This is a genomic window from Acuticoccus sediminis, from assembly GCF_003258595.1.
GTDB lineage: Bacteria > Pseudomonadota > Alphaproteobacteria > Rhizobiales > Amorphaceae > Acuticoccus > Acuticoccus sediminis.
Window position 1 is genome coordinate 1,018,186 of the sequence record NZ_QHHQ01000001.1, and the last position, 25,402, is coordinate 1,043,587.

Annotated in this window: 23 protein-coding genes; 16 read left to right on the top strand and 7 right to left on the bottom strand. The window is 68.9% G+C overall.

The genetic code is table 11. The annotated features are described in order from the left end of the window. Positions 1 to 20: 20 nt before the first annotated feature. Positions 21 to 1,796 carry a cation:proton antiporter domain-containing protein gene (locus tag DLJ53_RS04325; RefSeq protein ID WP_111342655.1) on the bottom strand — a complete coding sequence of 592 codons (1,776 nt, stop codon included), beginning with the start codon at positions 1,794 to 1,796 and terminating at the stop codon, positions 21 to 23. Positions 1,797 to 2,104: 308 nt separating this feature from the next. Between DLJ53_RS04325 and DLJ53_RS04330 the strand changes: the two genes are divergently transcribed. The 6 genes from DLJ53_RS04330 to DLJ53_RS04355 all read left to right on the top strand — a co-directional run bounded on the left by DLJ53_RS04330 (position 2,105) and on the right by DLJ53_RS04355 (position 8,936). Next, the gene (locus DLJ53_RS04330; protein WP_202912994.1) at positions 2,105 to 3,556 is read left to right on the top strand and encodes a TrkH family potassium uptake protein; all 1,452 of its coding nucleotides are present in this window, start codon (positions 2,105 to 2,107) and stop codon (positions 3,554 to 3,556) included. Next, on the top strand, positions 3,556 to 4,767 hold the full coding sequence (metZ, locus tag DLJ53_RS04335) for an O-succinylhomoserine sulfhydrylase (RefSeq protein ID WP_111342656.1): 1,212 nt from the start codon (positions 3,556 to 3,558) through the stop codon (positions 4,765 to 4,767). Before DLJ53_RS04330 ends, metZ begins: the two co-directional genes overlap by 1 nt. A 579-nt stretch (positions 4,768 to 5,346) precedes the next feature. Continuing rightward, on the top strand, positions 5,347 to 6,402 hold the full coding sequence (locus DLJ53_RS04340; protein ID WP_111342658.1) for a DUF475 domain-containing protein: 1,056 nt from the start codon (positions 5,347 to 5,349) through the stop codon (positions 6,400 to 6,402). A gap of 75 nt (positions 6,403 to 6,477) precedes the next feature. Beyond that, positions 6,478 to 7,470 carry a glycosyltransferase family 61 protein gene (locus tag DLJ53_RS04345; RefSeq protein ID WP_111342659.1) on the top strand — a complete coding sequence of 331 codons (993 nt, stop codon included), beginning with the start codon at positions 6,478 to 6,480 and terminating at the stop codon, positions 7,468 to 7,470. A gap of 166 nt (positions 7,471 to 7,636) precedes the next feature. After that, positions 7,637 to 8,317: a TenA family protein gene (locus tag DLJ53_RS04350; RefSeq protein WP_111342661.1), complete on the top strand. Its 681-nt coding sequence runs from the start codon at positions 7,637 to 7,639 to the stop codon at positions 8,315 to 8,317. Position 8,318: 1 nt separating this feature from the next. Then, positions 8,319 to 8,936, top strand: coding sequence for a CPBP family glutamic-type intramembrane protease (locus tag DLJ53_RS04355; RefSeq protein ID WP_111342663.1), 618 nt, complete (start codon positions 8,319 to 8,321; stop codon positions 8,934 to 8,936). On the opposite strand, the gene DLJ53_RS04360 is transcribed toward DLJ53_RS04355, so the two are convergent. Together DLJ53_RS04360 and DLJ53_RS04365 are read right to left on the bottom strand one after the other, a co-directional pair. Further along, complete coding sequence (locus DLJ53_RS04360) at positions 8,933 to 9,307, bottom strand: hypothetical protein (protein WP_111342664.1); 375 nt, start codon at positions 9,305 to 9,307, stop codon at positions 8,933 to 8,935. The genes DLJ53_RS04355 and DLJ53_RS04360 overlap by 4 nt on opposite strands. Next, on the bottom strand, positions 9,283 to 9,915 hold the full coding sequence (locus DLJ53_RS04365; protein ID WP_111342666.1) for an alpha-ketoglutarate-dependent dioxygenase AlkB family protein: 633 nt from the start codon (positions 9,913 to 9,915) through the stop codon (positions 9,283 to 9,285). Before DLJ53_RS04365 ends, DLJ53_RS04360 begins: the two co-directional genes overlap by 25 nt. 277 nt (positions 9,916 to 10,192) lie before the next feature. Here DLJ53_RS04365 and DLJ53_RS04370 point away from each other — a divergent pair, with 277 nt between their 5' ends. The 9 genes from DLJ53_RS04370 (at position 10,193) to DLJ53_RS04410 (ending at position 21,644) form a co-directional block, all read left to right on the top strand. Continuing rightward, positions 10,193 to 10,807 (top strand): YceI family protein, encoded by a 615-nt coding sequence (locus DLJ53_RS04370; RefSeq protein WP_202912995.1) that lies wholly within the window; start codon positions 10,193 to 10,195, stop codon positions 10,805 to 10,807. 173 nt (positions 10,808 to 10,980) lie between these two features. After that, the gene (locus DLJ53_RS04375; protein ID WP_146619890.1) at positions 10,981 to 12,513 is read left to right on the top strand and encodes a cytochrome b/b6 domain-containing protein; all 1,533 of its coding nucleotides are present in this window, start codon (positions 10,981 to 10,983) and stop codon (positions 12,511 to 12,513) included. Positions 12,514 to 12,685: 172 nt separating this feature from the next. After that, a complete protein-coding gene (gene dnaK / locus DLJ53_RS04380) occupies positions 12,686 to 14,593 on the top strand; it encodes a molecular chaperone DnaK (RefSeq protein ID WP_111342669.1) in 1,908 nt (635 codons plus the stop codon). A 200-nt stretch (positions 14,594 to 14,793) separates the two neighbouring features. Beyond that, complete coding sequence (locus tag DLJ53_RS04385; protein ID WP_146619891.1) at positions 14,794 to 15,714, top strand: hypothetical protein; 921 nt, start codon at positions 14,794 to 14,796, stop codon at positions 15,712 to 15,714. 16 nt (positions 15,715 to 15,730) lie between these two features. Beyond that, on the top strand, positions 15,731 to 16,876 hold the full coding sequence (dnaJ, locus tag DLJ53_RS04390) for a molecular chaperone DnaJ (protein ID WP_111342672.1): 1,146 nt from the start codon (positions 15,731 to 15,733) through the stop codon (positions 16,874 to 16,876). Positions 16,877 to 16,969: 93 nt separating this feature from the next. Next, positions 16,970 to 17,701: a class I SAM-dependent methyltransferase gene (locus DLJ53_RS04395; RefSeq protein WP_111344075.1), complete on the top strand. Its 732-nt coding sequence runs from the start codon at positions 16,970 to 16,972 to the stop codon at positions 17,699 to 17,701. 366 nt (positions 17,702 to 18,067) lie between these two features. After that, positions 18,068 to 18,622, top strand: a complete 555-nt coding sequence (gene hslV / locus DLJ53_RS04400; protein WP_111342674.1) for an ATP-dependent protease subunit HslV — start codon at positions 18,068 to 18,070, stop codon at positions 18,620 to 18,622. A gap of 198 nt (positions 18,623 to 18,820) precedes the next feature. After that, positions 18,821 to 20,125 (top strand): ATP-dependent protease ATPase subunit HslU, encoded by a 1,305-nt coding sequence (gene hslU / locus DLJ53_RS04405; protein WP_111342676.1) that lies wholly within the window; start codon positions 18,821 to 18,823, stop codon positions 20,123 to 20,125. Between the two features lie 652 nt (positions 20,126 to 20,777). After that, positions 20,778 to 21,644, top strand: a complete 867-nt coding sequence (locus DLJ53_RS04410; protein WP_146619892.1) for a hypothetical protein — start codon at positions 20,778 to 20,780, stop codon at positions 21,642 to 21,644. Positions 21,645 to 21,887: 243 nt separating this feature from the next. On the opposite strand, the gene DLJ53_RS04415 is transcribed toward DLJ53_RS04410, so the two are convergent. Together DLJ53_RS04415 and DLJ53_RS04420 are read right to left on the bottom strand one after the other, a co-directional pair. Then, complete coding sequence (locus DLJ53_RS04415) at positions 21,888 to 22,454, bottom strand: AprI/Inh family metalloprotease inhibitor (protein ID WP_162408885.1); 567 nt, start codon at positions 22,452 to 22,454, stop codon at positions 21,888 to 21,890. 186 nt (positions 22,455 to 22,640) lie between these two features. Then, the gene (locus tag DLJ53_RS04420; protein WP_111342679.1) at positions 22,641 to 23,648 is read right to left on the bottom strand and encodes a 2-hydroxyacid dehydrogenase; all 1,008 of its coding nucleotides are present in this window, start codon (positions 23,646 to 23,648) and stop codon (positions 22,641 to 22,643) included. A gap of 87 nt (positions 23,649 to 23,735) precedes the next feature. Between DLJ53_RS04420 and DLJ53_RS04425 the strand changes: the two genes are divergently transcribed. After that, complete coding sequence (locus DLJ53_RS04425) at positions 23,736 to 24,275, top strand: SH3 domain-containing protein (RefSeq protein WP_111342681.1); 540 nt, start codon at positions 23,736 to 23,738, stop codon at positions 24,273 to 24,275. Positions 24,276 to 24,458: 183 nt separating this feature from the next. Here DLJ53_RS04425 and recR read toward each other — a convergent pair whose 3' ends face one another. Together recR and DLJ53_RS04435 are read right to left on the bottom strand one after the other, a co-directional pair. Beyond that, on the bottom strand, positions 24,459 to 25,061 hold the full coding sequence (gene recR / locus DLJ53_RS04430; protein WP_111342682.1) for a recombination mediator RecR: 603 nt from the start codon (positions 25,059 to 25,061) through the stop codon (positions 24,459 to 24,461). A gap of 7 nt (positions 25,062 to 25,068) precedes the next feature. Further along, positions 25,069 to 25,395 (bottom strand): YbaB/EbfC family nucleoid-associated protein, encoded by a 327-nt coding sequence (locus DLJ53_RS04435; RefSeq protein WP_111342684.1) that lies wholly within the window; start codon positions 25,393 to 25,395, stop codon positions 25,069 to 25,071. Positions 25,396 to 25,402 lie beyond the last annotated feature (7 nt).

The following is a 25,402-nucleotide window of genomic DNA, read 5'->3' on the forward strand; positions in this document are numbered from 1 at the left end:
AGCGCCCGGACCGGTGCGCTCTATTCGGCGGTTTCGCGGGCGCCGGCGGCCTGGGCGAGCTCGCGGCGGCCGGCCTCGCGCTGGTCGCCGATGATCGAGTGCGCGGCGTCGCGCGGGAAACCGAGCGCGACGAGCGTCTCCTCGCCCATCTGCAGCGACGCCTCGAACGCTTCCAGGACCACCTCGTCGGCGCCCATCGCGTAGAGCTCGGAGGCGTTCGAGGTGTCACGGGCGCGAACGATCACCGGCACCGTCAGGCCCGCCTCGCGCACGAGGCGGACGACGTCGGCGTTCGCGGCGGGACTGTCCATGGTGAGGACGATGGCGCGCGCCGTGCCGATATGGGCGTTCTTCAGGACGTCGAGCCGGCGCACGTCGCCGAAGTAGACCGGCAGGTCCTTCTTGCGCGCGTGCGACACGGCCTTCGCGTTCATCTCCAGCGCCACGTAGGGGATGCGCCGGGCATCGAGGAGCGCGCCGATCGACCGGCCGATGCGCCCGAAGCCCGCGACGATGACGTGGTTGTCAGGTGCAGCGGCGGCGAGGTGCGCGGGCGCCGGGGCCTCGCGGGCGCTCGACGTGAAGCGCTCCGTCAGCCGCTGGATCAGCCCGGAGGAGGCGGTCGTCAGCGCCATCGCGACACCCGCCGACACCACGAGGAGCCGCGCCACGTCGGACGGTACCACCCCCAGCGCGTAGGCGAGGGAGAGGCCGACCAGCGAGAACTCGCCGATCTGCGCCAGCATCAGCCCGCTCTCCAGCGCGACCGAGAAGGGCTGGCGGAAGAGGAGCGCGAGGACCGTGATGATGACCGCCTTGATGGCCGACACCGCGGCGATGATGGCGAGCAGGGTGAGCGGCTGGTCGACGACGATGCCCGGGTCGATCGTCATGCCGACCGAGAGGAAGAAGAGACCGAGCAGCAGCCCCTTGAACGGCGCGATCTCCACCTCGAGCTGGTGCGAGAACTCGGTGTCGGCGAAGACGAGGCCGGCGAGGAAGGCGCCGAGCGCCATCGACAGACCCGCCATCTGCGTCGCCTCGGCCGTCACCAGGATCACGAGGAGGGCGGCCGCGGTGAACATGTCGCGGTCCTGCCTGGCGCCGGTGAAGCGCAGCACCGGGGCGAGCACGCGCCGGCCGGCGAGCAGGATGGCCGTGATCATCACCGCCGCAAGGCCGAGGCTCGTCAGGAGGTGCAGCACGATGCTGGACTCGCCCTCCGCCGCCATCGAGCCGATCACGAGGAGGACGGGGACGACGGCGATGTCCTGCATCAGGAGGATGGAGAACATCACCTGGCCGGACGGCGAGGCGAGGCGGCCGGCGCTGATGAGGAGCTGCACGACGATCGCCGTCGAGGAGAGGGCGAGCGCCGAGCCGACCGCGACGGCGGCCTCCAGCCCGAGCCCCGCCGCCTGCCCGGCGAAGGTGAGCGCGATGGCGGTGACGAGCACCTGCAGCCCGCCGAGCCCGAAGACGAGGCGCCGCATGGCCCACAGCCGCGGCGCGGAGAGCTCGAGTCCGATGAGGAACAGCAGGAAGACGACGCCGAGCTCGGCGATCTGCCGCACGCCCTCCGTGTCGGTGATCGTGAAGAAGGTGATCGGCACGCCCGACACGCTGTCGGCGAGCTGCACGATCCCGTAGGGGCCGACCGCGATGCCGGCGAGCAGGTAGCCGAGGATCGAGTTGATCCCGAGGCGCTGCAGGATGGGAACGATGATGCCGCCCGCGACGAGGAAGATCGTTGCTTCCTTGAGATAGGGGACCGTGTGGGCCGCTTCGCCTTCCATTGCGCTTCCTGATTCTCGCTCCGGATCGCCTTTGCAATAGAACACTTACGTCATTGAAGGGGCATTTGTCCCATCAATGCGGCGGCCCGGGAGCGCGATCGTGACCCCGCAGTCGCCCGGAGTCATTGTGACCTCTCGGTCACGGACCGTCGCCGATTTGGTCGAGGACACTGTGCCGGCTTTTAACCGCCAGTCCCTTGGTCTATCGGCACGAACCCGACCCCCCGTGACGCGAGAGAGAGGCAGGGCCGCATGTGGCGCAGCTGAGCGGACGGAACGAGCGGCGATATCATCACGTCCCCCGTGGGGTGCTTCATCTGCGCCCGGCTCTTTATATCGCCAGCTATTTTGGCATCGTCCTGGCGCTCGCCATGGTGATTCCGGCGCTCGTCGACCTCGCTGACGGCGAGCCGACGTGGAGCGTGTTCGCCGTCTCCGCGGGCGGTGTCTTCTGCGTGTCGGTGCTGGGCGTGGTGTCGCTGCGCGAGCCGATGCCGAACTTCACGCCGCGCTTCGGCTTCCTGCTCACCAGCGTCATCTGGGGCACGACCAGCGTCGTCGCGGCGGTGCCGTTCTGGCTGTCCTCGCTGCCGATCACCCCGGCGGGCGGCTTCTTCGAGGCGGTCAGCGGCCTGACCACCACCGGCGCCACGGTCTTGTCCGAGCTCGACGCCCTGCAGCGCTCGTTCCTGCTCTGGCGGGCGATGACGCAGTGGCTCGGCGGCATCGGCATCGTCGCCATCGGCCTCTTCCTGTTCCCGTTCCTCAGGATCGGCGGCATGCAGGTGTTCCGCACGGAGAGCTCGGACCGCTCCGACAAGGCGCTGCCGCGGCTCGTCTCGGTGACGCGGGCGCTGTGCTTCATCTACTTCCTGATCTCGCTCGCCTGCGCGATCGTCTACGCCGCCCTCGGCATGAGCGTGTTCGACGCGATCTGCCACGCGATGACGACGATCTCGACCGGCGGCTTCTCCAACCACGACCGGTCGTTCGGCTTCTTCCAGAACTCGCAGCTCCTGTGGGCGGCGGTGTTCTTCATGGTGCTGGGCGCGCTGCCCTTCGTCCTCTACGTCGAGGTGCTGGTGCGCGGGCGCATCGGCAACATCTGGAAGGACTGGCAGGTGCGCACCTTCATCACCGGCGTGGTGACGGTGACGATCGCGCTGACGATCTGGCTGGACCAGACGCGCAACATCAACGTCGGCGACGCGCTCACCCAGGCGGCGTTCAACGTCGTCTCGGTCGTGACGACGACCGGCTATGCCTCGGACGACTATGCCGTGTGGGGCCCGTTCGCGTATGGCATCTTCTTCATCCTGACGTTCATCGGCGGCGCGTCGGGTTCCACGACGGGCGGCATCAAAGTATATCGTTTCATCATCGTGTTTCAGGCGTTGCGGCGGGCGTTCACGCGCCTCGTTTATCCGCACGCCATGCAGCCGCTACGCTTCGGCGACCGGATCATCGAGCAGGACGTGTACGACTCGGTGATTATCTACTGTATTGCATTCTTTCTGGTATATGGTTTAGCGATCCTTGCACTCTCGCTCGCCGGCCAAGACTTCATCACCGCGTTGACCGGTGCGCTGACCGCGCTCACAAACGTGGGGCCGGGTCTGGGAGAGACGATCGGTCCGGCCGGTAACTTCGCTCCGCTGGGCGAGTTCGAGCTGTGGCTCCTGTCATTCGTCATGATCCTCGGCCGGCTCGAGATCATGACCGTATTGATTTTGTTCACGCCGGTGTTCTGGAGGGACTGATGTCTGACGATTGGGCTTTGGCCACGCGCCTCGTGCACGAGGGCGGGATGCGCTCCCAGTTCGGCGAGACCTCCGAGGCGATGTTTCTGACCCAGGGCTTCGTCTACAAGACGGCGGAGGAGGCGGCCGCCCGCTTCGCCGGCGAGGCGGAGGGGTTCGTCTATTCGCGCTACGGCAACCCGACGGTCGCGATGTTCGAGAGCCGCATGGCCGCGCTCGAGGGCGCCGAGGCCTGCCGCGCGACGTCGTCCGGCATGTCGGCGGTGACCGCCGCGCTGACGGCCGCGCTGAAGGCGGGCGACCATATCGTCGCCGCGGCGGCGCTGTTCGGCGGCTGCCGCTACGTGGTCGAGACCTATCTGCCGCGCTTCGGCGTCGAGGCGACGCTGGTCGACGGGACCGACCTCGCCGCCTGGGAGGCGGCGGTGAAGCCCAACACCAAGGCCTTCTTCATGGAGAGCCCGACCAACCCGACGCTGGCCCTCGTTGACATCGCGGGCGTCGCCGGGATCCGTGACGCCAGGGCGCCCGAGGCGCTGGTCGTCGTCGACAACGTGTTCGCGACGGCGCTGTGGCAGAGCCCGCTGAAGCTCGGCGCGGACCTCGTCGTCTATTCGGCGACCAAGCACATCGACGGGCAGGGGCGCTGTCTCGGCGGGGCGATCCTCGGCCGCGAGGAATGGATCAAGGACAACCTCGACATCATCCTGCGCCAGACCGGCCCGGCGATGAGCCCGTTCAACGCGTGGGTCCTCCTGAAGTCGCTGGAGACCCTGCCTCTGCGCATCCGGGCCCAGACCGAGACCGCCGCCAGGCTCGCCGACGCGCTGGCGACGCACGATGCGGTAAAGCGGGTCATCTACCCGGGGCGCGACGACCACCCGCAGGCCGAGCTCGCGCGGCGGCAGATGACCGGGGGCTCCACCCTGCTGGCGTTCTCGATCGCCGGCGGACGGGAGGAGGCCTTCCGCGTCTCCAACGCGCTGCGTCTGATCAAGCTGTCCAACAACCTCGGCGACGCCAAGAGCCTGCTGACGCATCCGGCGACGACGACGCACAAGAACCTCGCCCCCGAGGCACGCCTCGCGCTCGGCATCGACGACGGCCTCCTGCGCCTCTCCGTCGGCCTCGAGGACGCGGACGACCTGATCGCCGACCTCACCCAGGCGCTCGACCAGGCGAGGTCAGGCGGACGCCTCGCCGGCGAGTAGACGAACCGGCGGTCCTGCCCGGATCCGTCCCGGCGGGACTCCGCGCTGCCCCCCGCCCTGCGGGACCGCGCCGCACGAGCGACTCCTCACCCATCCCCGCGCCGGACAGTCCGGCGATGTGCCCGTCCGTGCGGCCTCCGGAGCTGCGTGTCCGCATGGCCGGGCGCCGTTCGCTCGCGCCGGGCGAGAATACCCCTGCGTCTTTCTATTTCGGGATGTGCGTCGTCCCGGATTGCAGCATCCGGCCGGTCCTGCGGCAGAATTACACGCGGTGATGGTTAATCGTGCCGTAATTTATCGAGTCGACCGTTCGGCCCGGTTCCGCGCCGGATTGCATACGGTTTCGCCAGCATTCTCGGGCTGTTGCGAGGCTTGCCAGGGGGAGGAGACATGCGGGTGCAGCCCTGCTCCGAACGGGTCGTATCCTTCACAAGGCTGCGAGGGAACTCTATCTGGGCAGAGGGCCGGGCCGAAAGGTGCGGTTCTTCCACCGCCGGCTCGCGGCTGGACGGAATTCGCCGCCGGCACGCTTGGGTCGGCTTTCGGGGGCGCGGCCACGCGCTCGTTTAGGATACCTCAATGACCGCGACAGTGCGATATTTCGGCTGGCCCCTCGGGCTGACTATCCTCGGGCTCATTCTCGCTTTCGCGGTCGGGTATGCGTCCACGGGCACGCTGTCGGGTGGTCTGTCCTTCCTCGCCATCGGTATCGTCCTCGCGGCTCTCGAAATCTCGCTCTCGTTCGACAACGCCATCGTCAATGCCAACAAGCTGAAGTCGATGGACCCCAAGTGGCAGCACCGCTTCCTGACCTGGGGCATCGTCATCGCCGTCTTCGGCATGCGCGTGATCTTCCCGCTGGCGGTGGTGGCCATCGCCGCGCACATCGGCCCGATCGAGGCGATCGTCCTCGCGGCCAGCAAGCCGGCTGAATACGCAGCCATCATGAACGACGCGCACCTCGCGATCGCCGCGTTCGGCGGCACCTTCCTGATGATGGTCGCGCTCACCTACTTCATCGACGAGGAGAAGGAGGTCGACTGGGTGCATGCGGTCGAGCACCGGCTGCGCCGCTGCGCGTCGATCCGCGGCCTCGAGATGGCGTTCGTCCTGCTCCTCGCCCTCGTCATCTCCGAGGCGCAGCCGGAAGTGGACGAGATGACGTTCCTCTTCAGCGCCGTGTGCGGCCTCGTCACCTTTTCGGCGGTCGACATCCTCGGCCGCGTGCTCGACGCCACCAGCCAGGTGCAGGGCGCCGTGGTGCGCGGCGGCATCGGCGCCTTCCTCTACCTCGAGGTTCTCGACGCCTCGTTCTCGTTCGACGGCGTCGTCGGTGCCTTCGCACTGACGCAGAACCTCTTCCTGATCGCCATCGGCCTCGGCATCGGCGCCCTCTACGTGCGCTCCATGACGATCATGCTCGTCGAGCGCGGCACCCTCGCCCAGTTCCGCTACCTGGAGCACGGCGCGTTCTACTCGATCCTGGTGCTGTCGGTGATCATGTACGCGCAGTCGATGGTGCACGTGCCGGAGTTCATCACCGGCCTGCTCGGCGCCTCGTTCATCATTCTGGCGCTGTGGTCGTCGATCCAGTACAACAAGCGGGCCGAGGCTCACGAGGGCACTCACGCCTGAGCCGCCTGCCGGGCGGGTGTGTGCGACGCCCGGGCCGGCATCCGCCAGCCCCGCCGCAGCGACCGACCACCGCCCGTGCCCCCACCTGATCCCGCCGCCCAGCATCAGGCCTACCTCGATTATCAGAGCCGCCGGCCGGAGCCGGTACGGACGCCCGTCGTCGAGACGCTCCGCAACGCGACGGTGACCGGCATCGCCAGGACGTCGAGGAGCCCCGAGGGCGTCGACATCCAGGACAGCGGCGTCTACGCGGCCGACGGGGCGCTCTGTCCCCTCGGCCTGCACCGCGCCTGCAACATCTCCAAGGACAACGTCGCGCCGGACCCGCTGCCGCAGGCGCGGCGCGCCACGGAGGCCGCCGTCCCGGGCCGGCACCTCTTCTGCGGCCTCCTCGGCCCGCACTTCGGCCACTTCCTGATCGAGAGCCTCGGGCGGCTGTGGGCGGCGGACGAGCTTGCCGGGGACGTCCGGTCCCTCGTCTTCATCGTCGCGCACGGCCCCGGGCGCACGCCGCTCGACGACTTCGCGAGCGACGTCCTCGCCGCGCTCGGCCTGACGCTGCCGGTCCGCTCCGTGGGCCGGCCGGAGGTGTTCGAGGAGCTCGTCGTGCCGAGCCAGCTCTTCGGCTTCCACCTGCGCGCCGGGCACCCCCGGTTCCACCGCTTCGTCCATGCCCGGCTGCGCGACCCCGCCGCGGCGGGTGCCAGGCGGCTCTACGTGTCGCGCGGGCTGATCGGCGACATCCCCGGTGAGGCGGCGCTCGAGGCGCTGCTCGGGGCGCACGGCTTCCGCATCGTCCACCCCGAGACGATGACATTCGCCGAGCAGATCGCGGCCTACAATGCCGCCGAGACGATCCTTGCGGCCGAAGGCTCCGCCGTCCACGTCATCGGCCTTGTCGCCCGCGAGGATCAGCGGATCGGTGTCATCAAGCGCCGGTCCGGGCCGTTCGCCATGGGCATGGACCAGATCCGGGGCTTCTCGGGCCGCGCCGGGGTGCGGATCGAGCCCGACGACGATGCGTCGGTGATGGCGAGGCGTCTGGCGGCCGCGGGATTTCTGGTTTAGGTATGATGTAATACCTGTTGAATTTCCGATTATTGCCCAAGTGGTCCAAAATTTGTCGGTTTCGACGCCCGGTTTGCCGCTTTGCGGGACATTCCGACTAATATATCTTCCGTCATTTACTGAATCAGGCCGCCTTGGCGACGACGCGGGTCGCCAGTGAGGATCGATGAACTTTACAGCCAACGCCTGGGTCCGGACGGAGGCGGCCTTCGCCGCGATCCGCGAGACGGAGTTCATCACCGAGCTTGCCGACGGCTCGCTCGATCGCCCGACGTTCGAGCACTATCTGGTCCAGGACGCGCACTTCATCGCCGGTCTCGACCGTGCGCTGGCGATTGCCGCGGCCAAGATGCCGCGACGCCCGACCCTGGTGCAGTTCACCGACGCGGCCGCCAAGGTGATGAATGCCGAGCACGCCCTGCAGGGACACGTCTTCCGGCACTGGGCCATCGATTCCAACACCTTCGCGCAGACGCCGATCGCTCCGGCATGCACCCACTACGTCTCGTTCATTATCGCCGCCGCCGACGCCGAGTCGAACGAGGTGCTGATGGCGACCATCCTCCCCTCGCTCTGGCTCTACGCCGAGCTGGGGCGCGATCTCGGCCGCCGGCCCGTCGCGGACAATCCGTATCAGGTCTGGATCGACACCTACTCCAGCCCGCTCTACCAGTCCTCGATCGCCGAGATGCTGGCGGCGGTCGACGCCGCTGCCGCCAGGGCGAGCGACCCGGTGCGGGAGGAGATGATGGCGAGCTACCTCGCGGCGGTCCAGATCGAGTGCGCCTTCTGGGACGCCGCGTTCCGGCAGCAGCCGCTGGCGGTCATCAGGAGGCGCTCGGCCTGACATGACGTCCGGCCGCCTCATCGCCTGCGGCGTCGCGCTGATTCCGGCAGCGCTCGTCGCGGTCCTGGTCCTGACCGGGTGGTGGCCCGGGGGTCTTGAAGGCTACCTCGCGGTCCTCGCCCTCTACTGGCTGTTCTACTGCATCCCGGTCGGGCTGGCGTCCGGCGCGTTCCGCCTCGGCATCTCGTTCAAGGTGAAGCGGGCCGTCTGGGCGCCGGTGCTCGTCCTCGTGCAGGCCCTGTCATTCGTCGCCTACGGCCTCGCCAAGGGTTTCGCCGAGATCCCGCTGGAGACGATGGCCATCGGCGCGCTGCTCGCGTTCATCAACGCGCCGCTGGAGGAGTTCGCCTGGCGCGGGGCCTATCTTTCGGTGGCACGGCGCAATCCGCTGATCCAGGCCGTCGGCGTCTGGCTCTTCGCGCTGTGGCATGTGCCGATGATGATGGCGACCGGGATCACCTTCAGCGAGAGCGCCGCGTCGGTCGTATTCGGCACCTTCATGTTCGGCTCGGTCTGGGCGCTGGCGGCGTTCTGGACCGGGGGGATCGGCTGGGGGATCGTCGGCCACGTCATCGTCAACATGGTCGCCTTCCCCGCGCTCATCGCCGGCAACGGCTAGCGCACCGGGATCGCGATCGCCGGGCCGGGCCCATGCTCGCTGTCGACGGCGTAGACCTTCACCTCATCGACGTCGTCGGGGATCGTGATGCCGGTCAGGCTGCGCGTGAACGGCTGCTCGTTGACGTGGGGGTGGAAGATGGTGCGCGTGCCGAGCGTGCGCCCGTCCTCGGTCGCGACCACGAACGTCTTCACGTAGTGGTCCCAGCCCTCGTCGTCGTGGCGCACGGTGACGTCGAAACGCCAGGTGTCGCCGGTTCGCACGGGAATGGCGGCGACGATGGTGGGCGCATCTGCCGCGGCCGGTCCTGCCGCGGGGGCGGAGAGGGCGGCGAGGACGACAGACGCTACAGCGAGGGCGCGTCGGACCATGGGGTGACCCGTCTCAGCGTGAGATTGATGCGGCCGCCGCCGTCGATCAGCCGGGAGGAGCCCGACAGCACGCGGTCGATGCCATGGTACATCAGCCGCGACTCCCCGCCGAACACGACGACGTCACCGGAGGAGAGGCGCACCGAGCGCGTCGGCCCGCGCCGCGTGGTCCCGCCCATCCGGAACACCGCGGTATCGCCCAGCGAAACGGAGACGACGGGCGCGTCGTAGGTCCTTTCGTCGCTGTCCTGATGCATGCCGAGCTTGGCCCCTTCGTCGTACATGTTGACGAGGCAGGCTTCCGGTTCCGCGGGCGCGCCGAGCGAGCGCCACAGGGCGACGAGGCGGTCCGGCATCGGCGGCCAGGGCTTGCCGGTCTCCGGGTGACGCGGCTGGTAGCGGTAGCCGGTCTTGTCGGACACCCAGCCGAGCGGCCCGCAGTTCGTCATCATGACGGAGAACGGCTTGCCGGTCCGGGGCATCGTCGGCCGGAACAGCGGCGCCTTGCGGATGACCGCGGCGATGTCGGACAGCAGCGCGCGCTGTTCGGCGGGCGACAGCAGTCCGGGATGGATCGCGAGGCCGGCGGCCTCGATCGTGTCGGCCATGGGCGCCCACCCTTGTTGCGGGATCCTCGATCGGTGCGGACGTCTGCCCGATCTGGAGGACGAACGCAAATTTGTTTGCAGGCGATCGGCAGGAACGCCGCGAACGTTACCTCGGCGGGACGCGAGTCACTTTTCGGTGCCCTCTTCATCGAAAATCTCAGGTGCTTAGGTGTGGGCACGATCGGACGCGGCTCGCTCCCGTCTGTGACTCTTGATCGTCAATCACCCGCACTGTGCCGCGCGGCGCTTTGCGACCGGTTCCCTTTTGGAGACACTCATGCGCCTCATGCTTGCCGCCGCCGCCACGTCGCTGGCTCTTGTCCTGCCCGTCCTGCCGGCGTCGGCCCAGTCGCTCGACATTCCGTCGGGCACGTACAAGAACGACCCGACCCACTCCTCCATCGTCTGGAAGGTCACCCACCTCGGCTTCTCGACCTACACCGGCATGTTCGCCCGCGAGGGCATCAGCGCCACGGTCGAGCTCGACGCCGAGGACGTGTCGAAGTCGAAGCTGACCGTGACCCTCGCCGGCGACCAGGTCCGCACCCTTCACCCGGGCGACAAGGACTTTGACGCCGAGATCGCCTCGCCGATGTTCATGAACACGGTCGAGTTCCCCGAGGTCACCTTCACGTCGACCAGCATCGAGGTGACCGGCGACAACACCGCCGAGATCACCGGTGACCTGACGATCGCCGGCCAGACCCACCCGCTGACGCTGCACACCACGCTGAACCAGGCCGGCGAGCACCCGATGGCCGGCATGCCCGCCTTCGGCATCTCCGCCACCGGCACGCTGCTGCGCTCCGAGTACGGCAACGAGGGTCTGCTCGGCCCCGTATCGGACGAGGTCTCGCTCGAGATCCAGGCCGAGTTCCTCCCGGCCCAGTAATCGGCCCAGTAAGCCGCCGAACGCCGCGGGTCCGGCCAGACCGGATTCGCGGCGTCCCTGCCGGGAGGCATGGCGGGCCGGCCCGCGTGCCCTGTGCTCCCAACCGTGCTGTTCCCAACCGAGCCGCGCGTGCCGGGTTGTATCGGCCGCGGCAGTTGTCGGAGAGTGACCCCGTGCCGACCACCCCCACAGACCGCCCGTTCCGCCCCTCGCGCTACACCACCGGCGCGATCCTCCTCCACTGGTCGATCGCGCTCCTGGTGATCCTGCAGATTGCCAGCGGCTATGCGATGGGCGCACTCGTTGCGCCTGGTTCGCCGACCCAGTACACGCTCTTCCAGCTCCACAAGAGCCTCGGGGCCACGGTGCTGCTGCTGACGGTCGCGCGCATCACGTGGCGGTTCTTCAACCCGCCGCCGGCCGAACCGGAGAGCGTGACGCGGGTGGAGCGCCTCGTCGCCGGGCTGGTGCACAAGGTCTTCTACCTCCTGCTGATCGTGATCCCGCTGACGGGCTGGATCGTGATCACGGTCTCTCCGGTCCAGATCGACACGATCCTCTATTTCCAGAACTGGCTGCCGTGGCCGCACCTTCCCGGCCTCGCGGGCCTCTCGGCCGACGCGCGGACGGGGCTCGAGGACATCGCCGGCGAGACCCACGAAATTCTCGCGTACGCGATGGGCGCGCTGGTCCTGCTCCACATCGCCGGCGCGGTGAAACATCAGCTCGACGACGGGCAGTACATCCGGCGCATGTCGCTCCTCGCCCGCGGTGCGGGTCCCCGGAAGGCCTACGGCCACGCGACGACGGTGCTGGCGACGGCCCTGATCGGCGCCGGAATCATCGGGAGCGCAGGCTTCGCGCGGTACGAGCCGGACGCCGACAAGGCCGCCGTCTCGCCGGGCACGGCCGAGACTGCGCCGGCCCGGGACGCTGATGTGGCGGAGACGTTCGCGACCGCCGCCATGGACGCGTCGGAGGCCGAAGCCACCGAACTGGCCGCCGCCGACGCCGCTCCGGCGGCTGCCGAGACCGCCGCTGCCAGCGACGACGCTGAACCCGCGGCGGCCGGGGCCGTCACCGACCGCACGACGGCCGTGGAGCCCGCGCCCGCCGGCGTCGCGGCGGACGCCGCGGAGGAGGCCGAGGCGACCCAGCTCGCCGCCGTCGCCGGCGCCACGTCCCCGGACGCTCCCGCCGCGTCGGTGCCCGAGTGGGCCGTTCGGCCGCAGGAGAGCGCGCTCGCCTTCACCTTCGGCTACCAGTCGGCGGAGATCGCCGCCCGGTTCGGCAGCTTCGACGCCCGGATCGCGTTCGACCCGGACAACCTCGACGCCTCGACGGTCAGCGTGACCGTCGACCTCGACAGCGTCGCGATCACCAGCGGAACGATCGCAATCGGCCAGGTCAAAGGCGGCGACGGCCTCGGCGTGAGCGCCAATCCGCAGGCGACCTTCACCTCCGAGACGATCCGCCGGACCGGGGAGGGGGCCTATGTCGCCGAGGGCGTGCTGCGCCTGAAGACCATCGAGCGCCCGGCCACGCTCGACTTCACGCTCGAGATCGACGGCGACACCGCGGTGGCGCATGGCAAAACCACGCTCGAGCGGCTCGGCTGGGACGTCGGCAGGCAGAGCGATCCCAAGGGGGGAACGATATCCCCCGCGGTCGAGGTGACATTCGACGTGACGGCAGATCGGCGTTAACTGCATGATGATCGGCGCGCACACCGACTTGTGCGCCACATCACTGGTCTTATATCTGCGAAGTGTGAGGGGGCTTAGCGGCCCCTGATGTCTGTCACGCGAACCGGGGACCGGTCTCGTGAGCTTGGGGACGCCATAACGGGTCCCACCGGTCCGCCACGAAGGAGAGAACATGAGCAAAGTCATCGGCATTGACCTCGGGACGACCAATTCGTGCGTTGCCGTCATGGACGGCAAGAGCGCAAAGGTCATCGAGAACGCCGAGGGCATGCGCACGACCCCGTCGATGGTCGCCTTCACCGAAGACGGTGAGCGCCTCGTCGGCCAGCCCGCCAAACGCCAGGCCGTCACGAACCCCGAGAACACCCTCTTCGCCGTCAAGCGTCTGATCGGCCGTCGCTACGCCGACCCGACCGTGGAGAAGGACAAGGGCCTCGTTCCGTACGAGATCGTGAAGGCCGACAACGGCGACGCTTGGGTCAAGGCGCGCGGCAAGGACTACAGCCCGTCCCAGATTTCCGCCTTCATCCTCCAGAAGATGAAGGAGACCGCCGAGTCCTACCTCGGCGAGACGGTCGACAAGGCGGTCATCACCGTCCCGGCCTACTTCAACGATTCCCAGCGTCAGGCCACGAAGGACGCCGGCAAGATCGCCGGCCTCGAGGTCCTGCGCATCATCAACGAGCCCACGGCTGCCGCGCTCGCTTACGGTCTCGACAAGAAGGACGGCAAGACGATCGCCGTCTACGACCTTGGTGGCGGTACCTTCGACGTCTCGATCCTCGAGATCGGTGACGGCGTGTTCGAGGTGAAGTCGACGAACGGTGACACGTTCCTCGGCGGTGAGGACTTCGACATCCGGATCCTCGATTACCTCGCGGACGAGTTCAAGAAGGAGCAGGGCATCGACCTGCGCAAGGACAAGCTCGCCCTCCAGCGCCTGAAAGAGGCTGCGGAGAAGGCCAAGATCGAGCTGTCGTCCTCGACGCAGACCGAGGTGAACCTCCCCTTCATCACGGCCGACCAGTCGGGTCCGAAGCACCTGACCATGAAGCTCTCGCGCTCCAAGCTGGAGCAGCTCGTCGAGGACCTCGTCGAGCGCACGATGGGCCCGTGCCGCGCCGCGCTGAAGGATGCCGAGCTGTCCGCCGGGCAGATCGACGAGGTCGTCCTCGTCGGCGGCATGACGCGCATGCCGAAGGTCCAGGAAGCGGTGAAGAACTTCTTCGGGAAGGAGCCGCACAAGGGCGTGAACCCGGACGAGGTCGTCGCCATCGGCGCCGCGATCCAGGGTGGCGTGCTGCAGGGTGACGTGAAGGACGTCCTGCTCCTCGACGTGACCCCGCTGTCCCTCGGCATCGAGACGCTGGGTGGCGTGTTCACCCGCCTGATCGACCGGAACACCACGATCCCGACGAAGAAGTCCCAGGTCTTCTCGACCGCCGAGGACAGCCAGTCGGCCGTGACGATCCGCGTCTTCCAGGGCGAGCGCGAGATGGCTGCGGACAACAAGATGCTCGGCCAGTTCGACCTCGTCGGCATCCCGCCGGCCCCGCGCGGCGTGCCGCAGATCGAAGTCACGTTCGACATCGACGCCAACGGCATCGTCAACGTTTCGGCGAAGGACAAGGGCACCGGCAAGGAGCAGCAGATCCGCATCCAGGCGTCCGGTGGCCTGTCCGACAACGACATCGAGCAGATGGTCAAGGACGCCGAGAGCCACGCCGAGGAAGACAAGAAGCGGCGCGCCCTCGTCGAGGCGAAGAACCAGGGCGAGGCCCTGATCCACTCGACCGAAAAGATGCTGTCCGAGAACGGCGAGAAGATCGCCGCGTCGGACAAGTCGACGGTCGAGGCGGCAATCGCCGACCTCAAGACCGCGCTGGAAGGCGACGACGTGGCCGCCATCGAGCAGCGGACCCAGGCGCTCGCGCAGGCGTCCATGAAGCTCGGCGAGGCGATGTATGCCGCCAGCCAGAACGAGGGTGACGGCCCCGACGCCGCCGCGCCCGAGAAGGACGATGTCGTCGACGCCGACTTCGAGGAAGTGTCGGACGACGATCGCAAGCGCTCCGCGTAAGCCGGCGTCGTGACGCCGGACCGCTCCGATAGACCATGGAACCGGACACAGCATCCCTGTCCGTCAAACCACTGTCCTCCGAGGGGTCGGCCTCCGCGCCGGCCCTTCTCCATGCGAGGAATGGTGATGTCCGCCCACGCGGTGCGGACGGTGACAAGCCGACCTACGTGGTCATCGGGGCCAGCCGCAGCGGGACGACCATGACCGCCGGCCTGTTGCAGATCCTCGGCGTCGAGTTCGGGGATCGGATGGCGCCGCGCGGGGAAGATCTCGAGATCAACGACTGCGTGCTTCGCCTCCAGAGCGCACTGTTTCCGGTGCGCCTCTGGGGCGTTCGCCGCGCGTTCGGAAAGCTCGTCGCCGCCCGTCGCGAGCGCTGGGGCGTGTTCGGTTTCAAGACACCTCACCTGGGTCAGGTCCTGCCGGTCCTCGCCGACAAGATCCCGAACCCTGTCTACATTTACGTTTTGCGTAATCCGTTGAAGAGCGCCGTCAGCTGGGAGCGCACGCACAACCGTGCCATCTGGAAGACGCTGCCGAGCGTGCTGATCACCCAGTTCGCGACCGCGCTGTTCGTCGCCCGCACGAAGAGCCCCGTCCTCATGTTCGCCTACGAGGACGCGACGCGGTCCCCGGAGCGTTTCGTAGAGGAGTTCGTCTCGGCGACCGGCTTGTCCGCCAGCCCGGCCACGATAACGACCGCGGTCGACTTCATCTCCCCCACTCGAGGCTACCGCGACGCGCGCCGTTTCTTCGGCCACGTCGACCGGATCAACGAACAGGGGGTGAGCGGCTGGGTCTGTGACCTCGCCGATCCGAATGCCTCGCTGAAGATCGAGGTGTTGCTCGGGGACACGGTCGTTGCGACCGGGACGGCGGACGTGAGGCGCGGCGACGTGCAGCGCGCCGGACATCACGCGACGGGGCACTGCGGCTTTCAGCTCAAGTTCCCGACGCCGATCGCCGCCGCCGAGCACGGGCCGCTGAAGCTTCGCGTGCCGGCGTCACGCCACGAGGTGATGATCGACGCGACGGAGGTCGTCCTGTCGGACAGGGGACCGCCTGGCGCGCCGGCGAACGATCCCAATCCCCGACCGACGGATACGACCGCAAAAGCCTAGAGAAAATATCGCACCTATGGCAACGACACAAAAGCGCGACTACTACGAGCTTCTCGAGGTCACCCGGACCGTGGACGAGAAGGGGCTGAAGACAGCCTACCGTAAGCTCGCCATGCGCTTCCACCCGGACCAGAACCCGGGTGATGCCGATGCCGAGCTGAAGTTCAAGGAAGTCTCCGAGGCCTACGAGGTGCTGCGCGATCCGCAGAAGCGCGCCGCCTACGACCGCTTCGGCCACGCCGCCTTCGAGGGCGGCATGGGTCGTGGAAACGGCGCCGGCTTCGGCACCGACTTCGCCTCGGCGATGAGCGACATCTTCGACGAGTTCTTCGGCGGCGCCCGCGGGCCCGGCGGCGGCGGCCGGGGCGGCCGTCATCGCGGTTCGGACCTCAGGTACAATCTCGAGATCAGCCTCGAGGACGCGTTCAAGGGCAAGCGCGTCACGATCAACGTCCCGACCAGCGCGACCTGCGACGTGTGCACCGGGTCCGGCGCGCGGCCGGGCACCGAGCCCGTGACCTGCCCGACCTGTCAGGGCGCCGGGCGCGTGCGCGTCAGCCAGGGCTTCTTCACGCTGGAGCGGACCTGCGTCACCTGCTCGGGCCGCGGCTCGGTGGTACGCGACCCCTGCACCAACTGCGGCGGCTCCGGCCGCGTGTCCAAGGAGCGCGAGCTGTCGGTGGAGATCCCCAAGGGGATCGAGGACGGCACCCGCATCCGCCTCGCTGGCGACGGCGAGGCCGGCGTGATGGGCGGGCCTCCCGGCGACCTCTACATCTTCCTCTCGATCAAGCCGCACGACTTCTTCCAGCGGGAAGGGGCGGACCTTTATTGCCGCGTGCCGATCTCGATGGCACGGGCCGCTCTCGGCGGCTCCATCGAGGTGCCGTCGATCGACGGCGAGAAGGCCAAGGTGAAGATCCCCGAGGCGACGCAGACGGGCCGTCAGTTCCGTCTGCGCGGCAAGGGCATGCCTGTCCTTAGGTCGAATCAGACAGGTGATATGTACATTCAGGTGGTTGTTGAGACGCCTCAGAAGTTGACGCGGCGGCAGCGTGAGCTACTGACGGAGTTCGAGGAGCTGTCCTCGAACGAGAACCATCCCGAGAGTCATGGGTTCTTCTCCCGTGCCCGTGAGTTTTTCGAGAACCTCTCACAGTAGCGTCAGACGCGACAGAGTCCCTGCCGGAGCCCCCGAATGATCGACCAAGCCCGTCAACGTGCGAGAGAGATGCAGACGCGTCTGACGCAGGAAATGCAGACTCTGAAGCGCAAGAAGACACAGGGCGCGACCACACGGAGGGACATCCGTGTGCTGGAGGAGCTGCGCATCCTGGCGCGTCGGACCGAAGCGGAGCTGAAGCCGTCCGCGGCCTCCCGCGCCCGGGTGCGGCGGGTCCGCGAGCGCATCGTCGACGAGGTGAGGTTCCTGCGCCAGTGGGCCGAGAATCCGCTGAAGACCGGCGCGGTGGCCCCTTCCGGACAGGAGCTCTCGCGGCTGATGGCGGCGTACGTCGAGCTGGACCGGCCGGGCGTCATCGTCGAGCTGGGGCCGGGCACCGGGGCGGTGACCCAGGCGCTCGTCGATCGCGGCGTCCCGCAGGACCGCCTCCTCCTCATCGAATATTCGCCCGAGTTCTGCACCCTGCTGCGCGAGCGCTTCCCCGACGCGACGGTGATGCAGGGCAACGCCTACGCTCTCGGCGAGGTGCTGGCGGAGATGGGCCATCCGCCCGTCGCCTCCGTGGTGTCGGGCCTCCCGCTGTTCACCCGGCCGCTGCCGGAGCGCCAGGCGCTCCTGAGCGACGCATTCCGGGCGATGGCGCCGGGCGCGCCGTTCATCCAGTTCTCCTACGCGCTGGTGCCGGCGGTGAAGGGGCTCGTCGGCATCACGTGGTCGACCTCGCGCTGGGTGCTCGCCAATCTGCCGCCCGCCCGCGTCTGGGCCTACCGCTCCGCCGAGGACATCGTCGCCGTGGCCGCCTGACCGGCACGGCGAGGCCGCCCGCGACGGGACGCGATGTCAGGGAGCGCTCGGGCCACCGGGCGCTCCCTTTGCGTTTCGGGCCGGTCTCCGGCGGGTGGCGGGGGATCGGGCGGGCGGCGACGCATTCGCAGCCCGCAGGCCAGATCATCGTGTCGCGGTGCATGGTAATCGCGGTGCAGAATCGAAATATATGAGGCGAGCACTCGGGTGGCGCGCCGATCAGCGCCGTCGCCATTGCAGAGACCGTCTCGCGACGACACCTGCGCGTGCTCGATGGGACCAGCCGTTGCGCCCCGGCGGCGCAGGCACATTGCGGCCCTCCCGCGCGGGTCCCATATCCGAGCAGTCTAAATTTGGTAATCCACGATGAGTCAAAGCAACGAAGCCCCCTGGCACGGCACGACGATCCTGACCGTCCGCAAGGGCGGCAAGGTGGTCATCGCCGGCGATGGACAGGTGTCCATGGGGCCGACCGTCATGAAGGGGACCGCCCGCAAGGTGCGCCCGATCGGAAACGGTACCGTCATCTCCGGGTTCGCCGGCGCGACCGCCGACGCCTTCACGCTGCTGGAGCGGCTGGAGGCGAAGCTGGAGCAGTATCCCGGCCAGCTCATGCGCGCGGCCGTCGAGCTCGCAAAGGACTGGCGCACCGACCGCTATCTGCGCCACCTCGAGGCGATGATGATCGTCGCCGACAAGGAGCACACGTTCGTCATCACCGGCAACGGTGACGTTCTTGAGCCGGAGAACGGCATCGCCGGTATCGGCTCGGGCGGGACCTACGCGCTCGCCGCCGCCCGCGCCCTCGCCGACACCGGCATGTCGGCCGAGGAGATCGCCCGGCGCGCGATGAAGATCGCTGCGGAGATCTGCGTCTACACCAACGAGAACGTCATCGTCGAAGCGCTCGACGCGGCATGACGCTGGCCCGCTCCGTTCCGGTCTGGTCCGGGGCAGGGCAGGCGAGCCGCCGCCGGTCGCGCGAAGACCGACACGCCAAGATATGAGTTGCCCCAGCGCTGCGCGCGCCCGAAATCATAGGGGTCGCAGCGGACAACGCCGCGCCGACTGGGCGGCACCCGGCGGGATCTGCAGGATCAGCCGGTGGAAAGGAACACCATGACCGACTTTTCGCCCCGCGAGATCGTCTCCGAGCTGGACCGCTACATCATCGGCCAGAAGGATGCGAAGCGCGCCGTCGCCATCGCGCTGCGCAATCGCTGGCGCCGCCAGCAGCTCCCCGACGAGCTGCGCGACGAGGTGATGCCCAAGAACATCCTAATGATCGGCCCCACGGGCGTCGGCAAGACGGAGATTTCCCGTCGCCTCGCCAAGCTCGCGAACGCGCCGTTCATCAAGGTCGAAGCCACGAAGTTCACCGAGGTCGGCTATGTCGGCCGCGACGTCGAGCAGATCGTCCGCGACCTCGTCGAGATCGGCCTCTCGCAGGTGCGCGAGCGGCGCCGCAAGGAAGTGCGCGCCACGGCCCACACCGCCGCCGAGGCACGTGTCCTCGAGGCGCTTGTCGGCAAGAACGCGTCGCCCGCCACGAAGGAATCCTTCGCCAAGCGCCTGCGCAGCGGCGAGCTGGACGAGCGCGAGATCGAGATCGAGATCGTCGCCTCGCCGCAGATGCCGAACTTCGAGATCCCCGGCATGCCCGGCGCCAACATCGGCGTCATGAACCTCTCCGACATGTTCGGGAAGGCCTTCGGCGGCCAGAAGAAGACCCACCGCACCAGCGTGCGCGATTCCTACGAGCTCCTCATCGCCGAGGAGTCGGACAAGCTGCTCGATGACGAGAAGCTGACCAAGGAGGCGCTGCGGCAGGTCGAGAACAACGGCATCGTCTTCCTGGACGAGATCGACAAGATCACCGTGCGGTCCGACCGGGTCGGCGGCGACGTCTCCCGCGAGGGCGTGCAGCGCGACCTGCTGCCGCTGGTGGAGGGCACGACCGTCAGCACCAAGTACGGGCAGGTGAAGACGGACCACATCCTCTTCATCGCCTCGGGCGCGTTCCACGTGTCGAAGCCGTCCGACCTCCTGCCGGAACTGCAGGGCCGCCTGCCGATCCGCGTCGAGCTGCAGCCGCTGACGAAGGAGGACTTCCGCTCGATCCTGACGGAGACGGAAGCCTCCCTCATCAAGCAGTCGTCCGCGCTGATGAGCACCGAGGGCGTGACGCTCGACTTCACCGATGACGGCATCGAGGCGATCGCCGAGGTCGCGGTGGAGATCAACGCCACGGTCGAGAACATCGGCGCACGGCGCCTGCAGACGGTGATCGAGCGGGTGCTGGACGACATCTCGTTCACCGCGACCGACCGCGCGGGCGACACGCTCACCATCGACGGCGAGTACGTGCGCTCGGGTGTCGCGCAGATCGCCAAGAACGCGGACCTGTCGCGCTTCATTCTCTGAGGCGCGACGGGAAGCGGGCGCGGGCGGGCCGCATCGCGGCCGTCCCGCCGCCCGGAACCGCAGTGTTCTGGGGACGATCGGGCCCGGATGCCGGCCCGAAACGTGGACCCTCCGCTCCCGAACATGGTATCGCGGCACATAGTGCAGTGTTTGGGTGCGTCCTAACCGAGGCTGCATGTGTCGACGACGGAGTCGATGCCGCGTTGAAACTGTCAGCGCGCGTCGACGGTGCTTCGAAAGGCTGCATGTGAGCAACGAGGACGATAACACTTCCCCGAAGGGCGACCGTCGCGGCAAGGGCGGGCCCGGAGGCGGGGGCGGCAGGCGCCGCCGCCCCGAGGGCGCAGCCGGGGGAACCGACGCCGGGGAAGTCGACCGCGCCGCGAAGCGCGCGGCGCGCCGCGCCCGCCGCAAGGCCGAGAACGCGCGTGCCGCGGCCCAGACGGCCGCGGCGGCACCCGCTGCGCGACCAGCGCCCGAAACGCAGCCGGCGGCCACCGAGCCGGCCGCACGGGCACCGAAGGCGCCGGCGCAGAAGCCCGCGGAGACGGCGGCCAGATCCGCGGCGGAGAGGCCTGAGAGCGCCAAGCCGGCGGCGACCGCCGAGCCTGCGACCCCCGACCCCGCGCCCACCGAGCCCGTCGAGCCTGCGGTGAAGCCTGCCCGGACGGCCAAGACCGTCGCCATGTCGTCGGGCAAGCCGAGCAAGAAGAACCCCTACATCCTCCTGTCGGACGCGACGGCGCCGTCCTTCGCGATCGGCGCGGCGCTGGCGGACCGGCTGCTCGGTGCGGCCATCGACGCGGCCGACGCCTACTTCCGCCAGTACGTCGCCGCCACGGGCAGCGTGACGGACGAATACCGCGCCGCGATCGCCAAGACGCTGGCCTTCAACCGTGAGACGGCGGCGAGCCCCACCTTCCGCGAGGACGAGTTCGTGGCGACCGCCGTGCTGGTGGCGCTGCTGGAGCCCGAGCTCGTCGTCCTTGCCGGCGCCAAGGCCGACGCGGTGGCCGCCGCCTACGCGACGTCGAAGGCGAGGGTCCTCGCGGTCGCCAAGGATGCCGACACGTTCGCCCGCGCCATCGCCCGCGACACCTTCGTGGAGGGCGACTTCGGTGCGCACGATTTCGGCACGCTGCCGTCCGGCTCGCTGGCCCATATCGCCGACGACAAGCCGACCGCGCGCCGCCTGCTGGAGGCCGAGGCCAAGGGCTTCGACGCGGCCGTCGTCACCAATTCGCCGGGGATCACGGGGATCGTCCGCCAGGGCCTCTCCGCCGTCCCCACGCTGCCGATGATCGTCCACGCCGACCGGTTCGCGGTCGGCGACACGATCTCCTGGTCGAACCGGCGCCGTCGCTTCGACGTGACGGTGACCGAGGCGATGCTGGACGAGATGCAGCGGGCGAGGGACGTGATCGACCGCGTGGTGCCGTTCCCGAGCCTCGAGGACGAGATCGCCCTCCCGCTCGAGGACAGGTCGCCGGCCCGCCCCGCGCTGGTCCTCTTCCGCTGAGCCGCGCCGGGCCGACTCGGCGTCAGGCGGGCGCGCTCGGCCTGTCTAGGCGTCATTGAAGCCGCTTGCGGCCGCATTGGCGGCCGGGCGATGGGCCCGGTCTGCGCCGGGCGGCGTCGTTCAGGGAGCGGTTCGCCTTCCGCGCCGAAAATTCCCGCCGCGCAAGATTGTCGCAGGGGGGGCCGATTCCTGCCTCGAACCGCGAGCGCCGGCCGGGCCCGGAGGGCCGGGCCGGCCGCCCGGTCAGCGGGAAACGGTGATCCCGCTGCCTTCGGCGGTGGAGCCGGAGAAGTTCTGCGCGGAGTTGGCCCGCAGCGTCGCGACGGCGGCGGACCCGTCGCCGCCCTTCAGCGTCACGGTGCTGCCGTTGAGGTCCCAGGCGGCGATCCCGGCGAGCGAGGGCTGCGAGCAGCCGCGCGTCGAGGCGCGGTAGCCACCCGTCCAGGTCGTCAGCGACATGAAGAGCTGGCAGTTGTCGCCGCCGCTGGAGATGGTCCAGCCGCCAAGGAGGTCCGTACGGCCGACGCTGACGCTCGACGGCTGGGCCGCGGCGACGTTCGTGCCGCCGGTGCCCTGGTCGCCGGGCAGGGGCTCGCCGGAAACCGGGGCTTCGGGCGTCTCGGGCTGCGGCGGCTGCTCGACGGCCGGCGGGGGCGCCAGCGGGGCCTGCTGCACGGGGCGCGAGGGAGCCGGCTGGATCGCGGCGTAGGTCGTCTGCGTGCGCTGCGACATGCAGCCGCCGACGGCGATCGTCAGGGCTCCGACCATCGCGAGGCCCAGAGTGCGCGATATGGAACGGTACTCGATCATCACTTCGTGCCCCTTCAGGCGTTCCTGGCGTCATTGACCGGCCGGGCGGCCCGGCGGATCCGGCGGGCGGCGACCCGCGACGTGCGCATCCCCTTACCCGTGTTTGCCCGTTTCCGTCGATATACCGTTAACGTCGTCCAACGTCGAAGGGGGGGGCGACGCGGTTGGGGATGACCGCCCGGCGGCCTACGCCGACAGCGGGCGGTGGACCGGGGGCTGCGACAGGACGAGGTCCGGCGGCCGGTGCCCGTCCATGAAGACGCGGATGTTGATGATCACCTTGTCGCCCATGTCGATGCGCCCCTCCTTCGTGGCGGATCCCATGTGCGGCAGCAGCAGCGCCTTGCCCGACCGGGCGAGCTTGACGAGCTTCGGGTTGACCTCCGGCTCGTTGGTGAAGACGTCGAGGCCCGCGCCGGCGAGGTGGCCGTCCTCGATGAGGCGGATCAGCGCGTCCTCGTCGACGATGTCGCCGCGCGCGAGGTTCACGAGGATCGCGCCCTGCTTCATCAGCGCCAGCCGGCGGCCGGAGAGGAGATGGAACGTCGCCGGGGTCTGCGGGCAGTGGATGGTGACGAAGTCCATGCGGGCCAGCATCTGGTCGAGGCTCGCCCAGTAGGTGGCGCCGAGGGGCTCGGCGATCGAGGCGGCGGCCGGCCGGCGGTTGTGGTAGTGCACCGACATTCCGAACGCCTTGGCGCGCTTGGCGACCGCGGCGCCGATGCGCCCCATGCCGACGATGCCGATGCGTTTGCCCCAGACGCGGTTGCCCATCATCCAGGTCGGCGCCCAGCCGGTGAAGCCGCCCTCCTCGATGACGCGCGTCCCCTCGACGATGCGGCGGGGGAGGGCGAGGATCATCGCCATGGTCATGTCGGCGGTATCCTCGGTGAGGACGCCGGGGGTGTTGGTGACGAGGATCTTGCGCGCGGCGGCAGCCTCGACGTCGATATTGTCGGTGCCGTTGCCGTAGTTGGCGATGAGGCCGAGGTCGGGGCCGGCCTGCGCGAGGACGGCGGCGTCGATCCTGTCCGTGATGGTCGGCACCAGGACGCGCGCGTGGCGCACGGCCTCGACGAGCTCCGCCTGGGTCATCGGCCGGTCGGCGGCGTTGAGGGTCACGTCGAAGAGCTGGCGCATGCGCTCCTCGACCGACTCCGGCAGCTTGCGCGTGACGATGACGCTTGTCGACATGGCGCTCCTCTTCAAGCCGGCGCGTTTTGATAACCGAGACGCAACCCGCTCCATGCCACGTTACCGCTCCCTGCCAAAGAGGGAACGATGAAGCCGTTCGTAATCACGCTAGCATCTCTGGCTCTCGCGCTCACCGTGAGCCTTCTACCCCATTCCCAGCAACCGAAAGCCCAGGCGGCCGAATCGGTCGAGACTGGCCCCAGCGGGCTGCCGTTGCCGCGATTCGTCAGCCTGTCGGCGGCCAAGGTCAATGTCCGGGTCGGACCCTCGCGCTCCTACAAGATCAAGTGGACCTTCAACAAACGGGGTCTGCCGGTCGAGATCGTGCGCGAGTACGGCAACTGGCGGCGTGTGCGGGACGTCGACGGCGAGGACGGTTGGATCCACCGCTCGCTGCTCTCGGGCAAGCGCACGGCGCTGGTGGCGCCGTGGGGCGGGGACGACAACGTGCCCCTGATGAGCGCACCGGCGGTCAGCGCGGCGACCGTCGCCTACCTGGAGCCGTTCGTGCTCGCGGACGTGGAGCGCTGCGACGGCGCCTGGTGCGCGATCTCGGGCCGCAACTGGCGCGGCCTGGTGCCGCAGAAGTCGCTGTGGGGCGTCTACCCGACCGAAATGGTCAACTGAGCAGCCCGCCGGCCGATGTCGACGGGCCCGGGAGGGTGCGTCGGTCCCGACCGGCGCGCCCTGTGCACGCCCGCGCGACGCGTTCCCTCCGGGGCGCCCACGCAATACGAGCCGGAGCCTGATCGTCGGTGGGACCGGAGCCCGCCGGAGGCTCCGGCATATCCGTTCCGGCAGGCGGGTGGTTCAGCTGAACGGCCGCCGCTGGTGGATGGCCGCCGCGAGGGTGCCCTCGTCGAGATAGTCGAGTTCCCCGCCGATGGGCACGCCCGAGGCGAGGCGCGAGATCGTCACGTCGAGCGGCTCCAGCCGCTCGGTGATGTAGTGGGCGGTGGTCTGGCCCTCGACCGTGGCGTTGAGGGCGAGCAGGACCTCGCGCACGCCGCCGCCGGCGACACGCTCGACCAGCCGGCCGATGCCGATATCCTCCGGCCCGAACCCGTCGAGCGCCGAGATCGTGCCGCCGAGGACATGGTAGCGGGCGCGCAGGGCGCTGGCGCGTTCCAGCGCCCACAGGTCGGCGACGTCCTCCACCACGATGAGCGTCGCCGGATCCCGCGACGCGTCGGCGCAGACGGTGCAGGGGTCGGAGGTGTCGACGTTCCCGCAGACGCTGCACACGGTGACGCGCTCGCCGACTTCCGCGAGGGCGGCGGCGAGAGGGTGCAGCAGCGCCTCGCGCTTCTTCACCATGTGGAGCGCGGCGCGTCGGGCCGAGCGTGGGCCGAGGCCCGGAAGCTTCGCCAGAAGCGCGATCAGCCGCTCGATTTCGGGACCGGCGATCGCCACGGGCCGGTCAGCCTCCGAACGGGAGCTTCATGCCGGGGGGCAGGCCGAGGTCGCCCATCAGGCTCTGCGTGCGCTCCTGGACGAGGACCTGGACCTTAGCCTGGGCGTCCGAGACGGCGGCCATGACGAGGTCCTCGACGATTTCCTTCTCTTCCGGCTTCATGAGGTCCGGGTCGATGGAGAGCGAGGTGAGCACCATGGCGCCGTTCATGGTCGCCTTGACGGAGCCCGCGCCCGATTCGCCGTGAGCCTCGATGGTCTTCAGCTCGTCCTGAAGATCGCCCATGCGGCTCTGCAGCTCGCGGGCCTTGCCCATCATCTTGAATAGATCCATGCCTTCT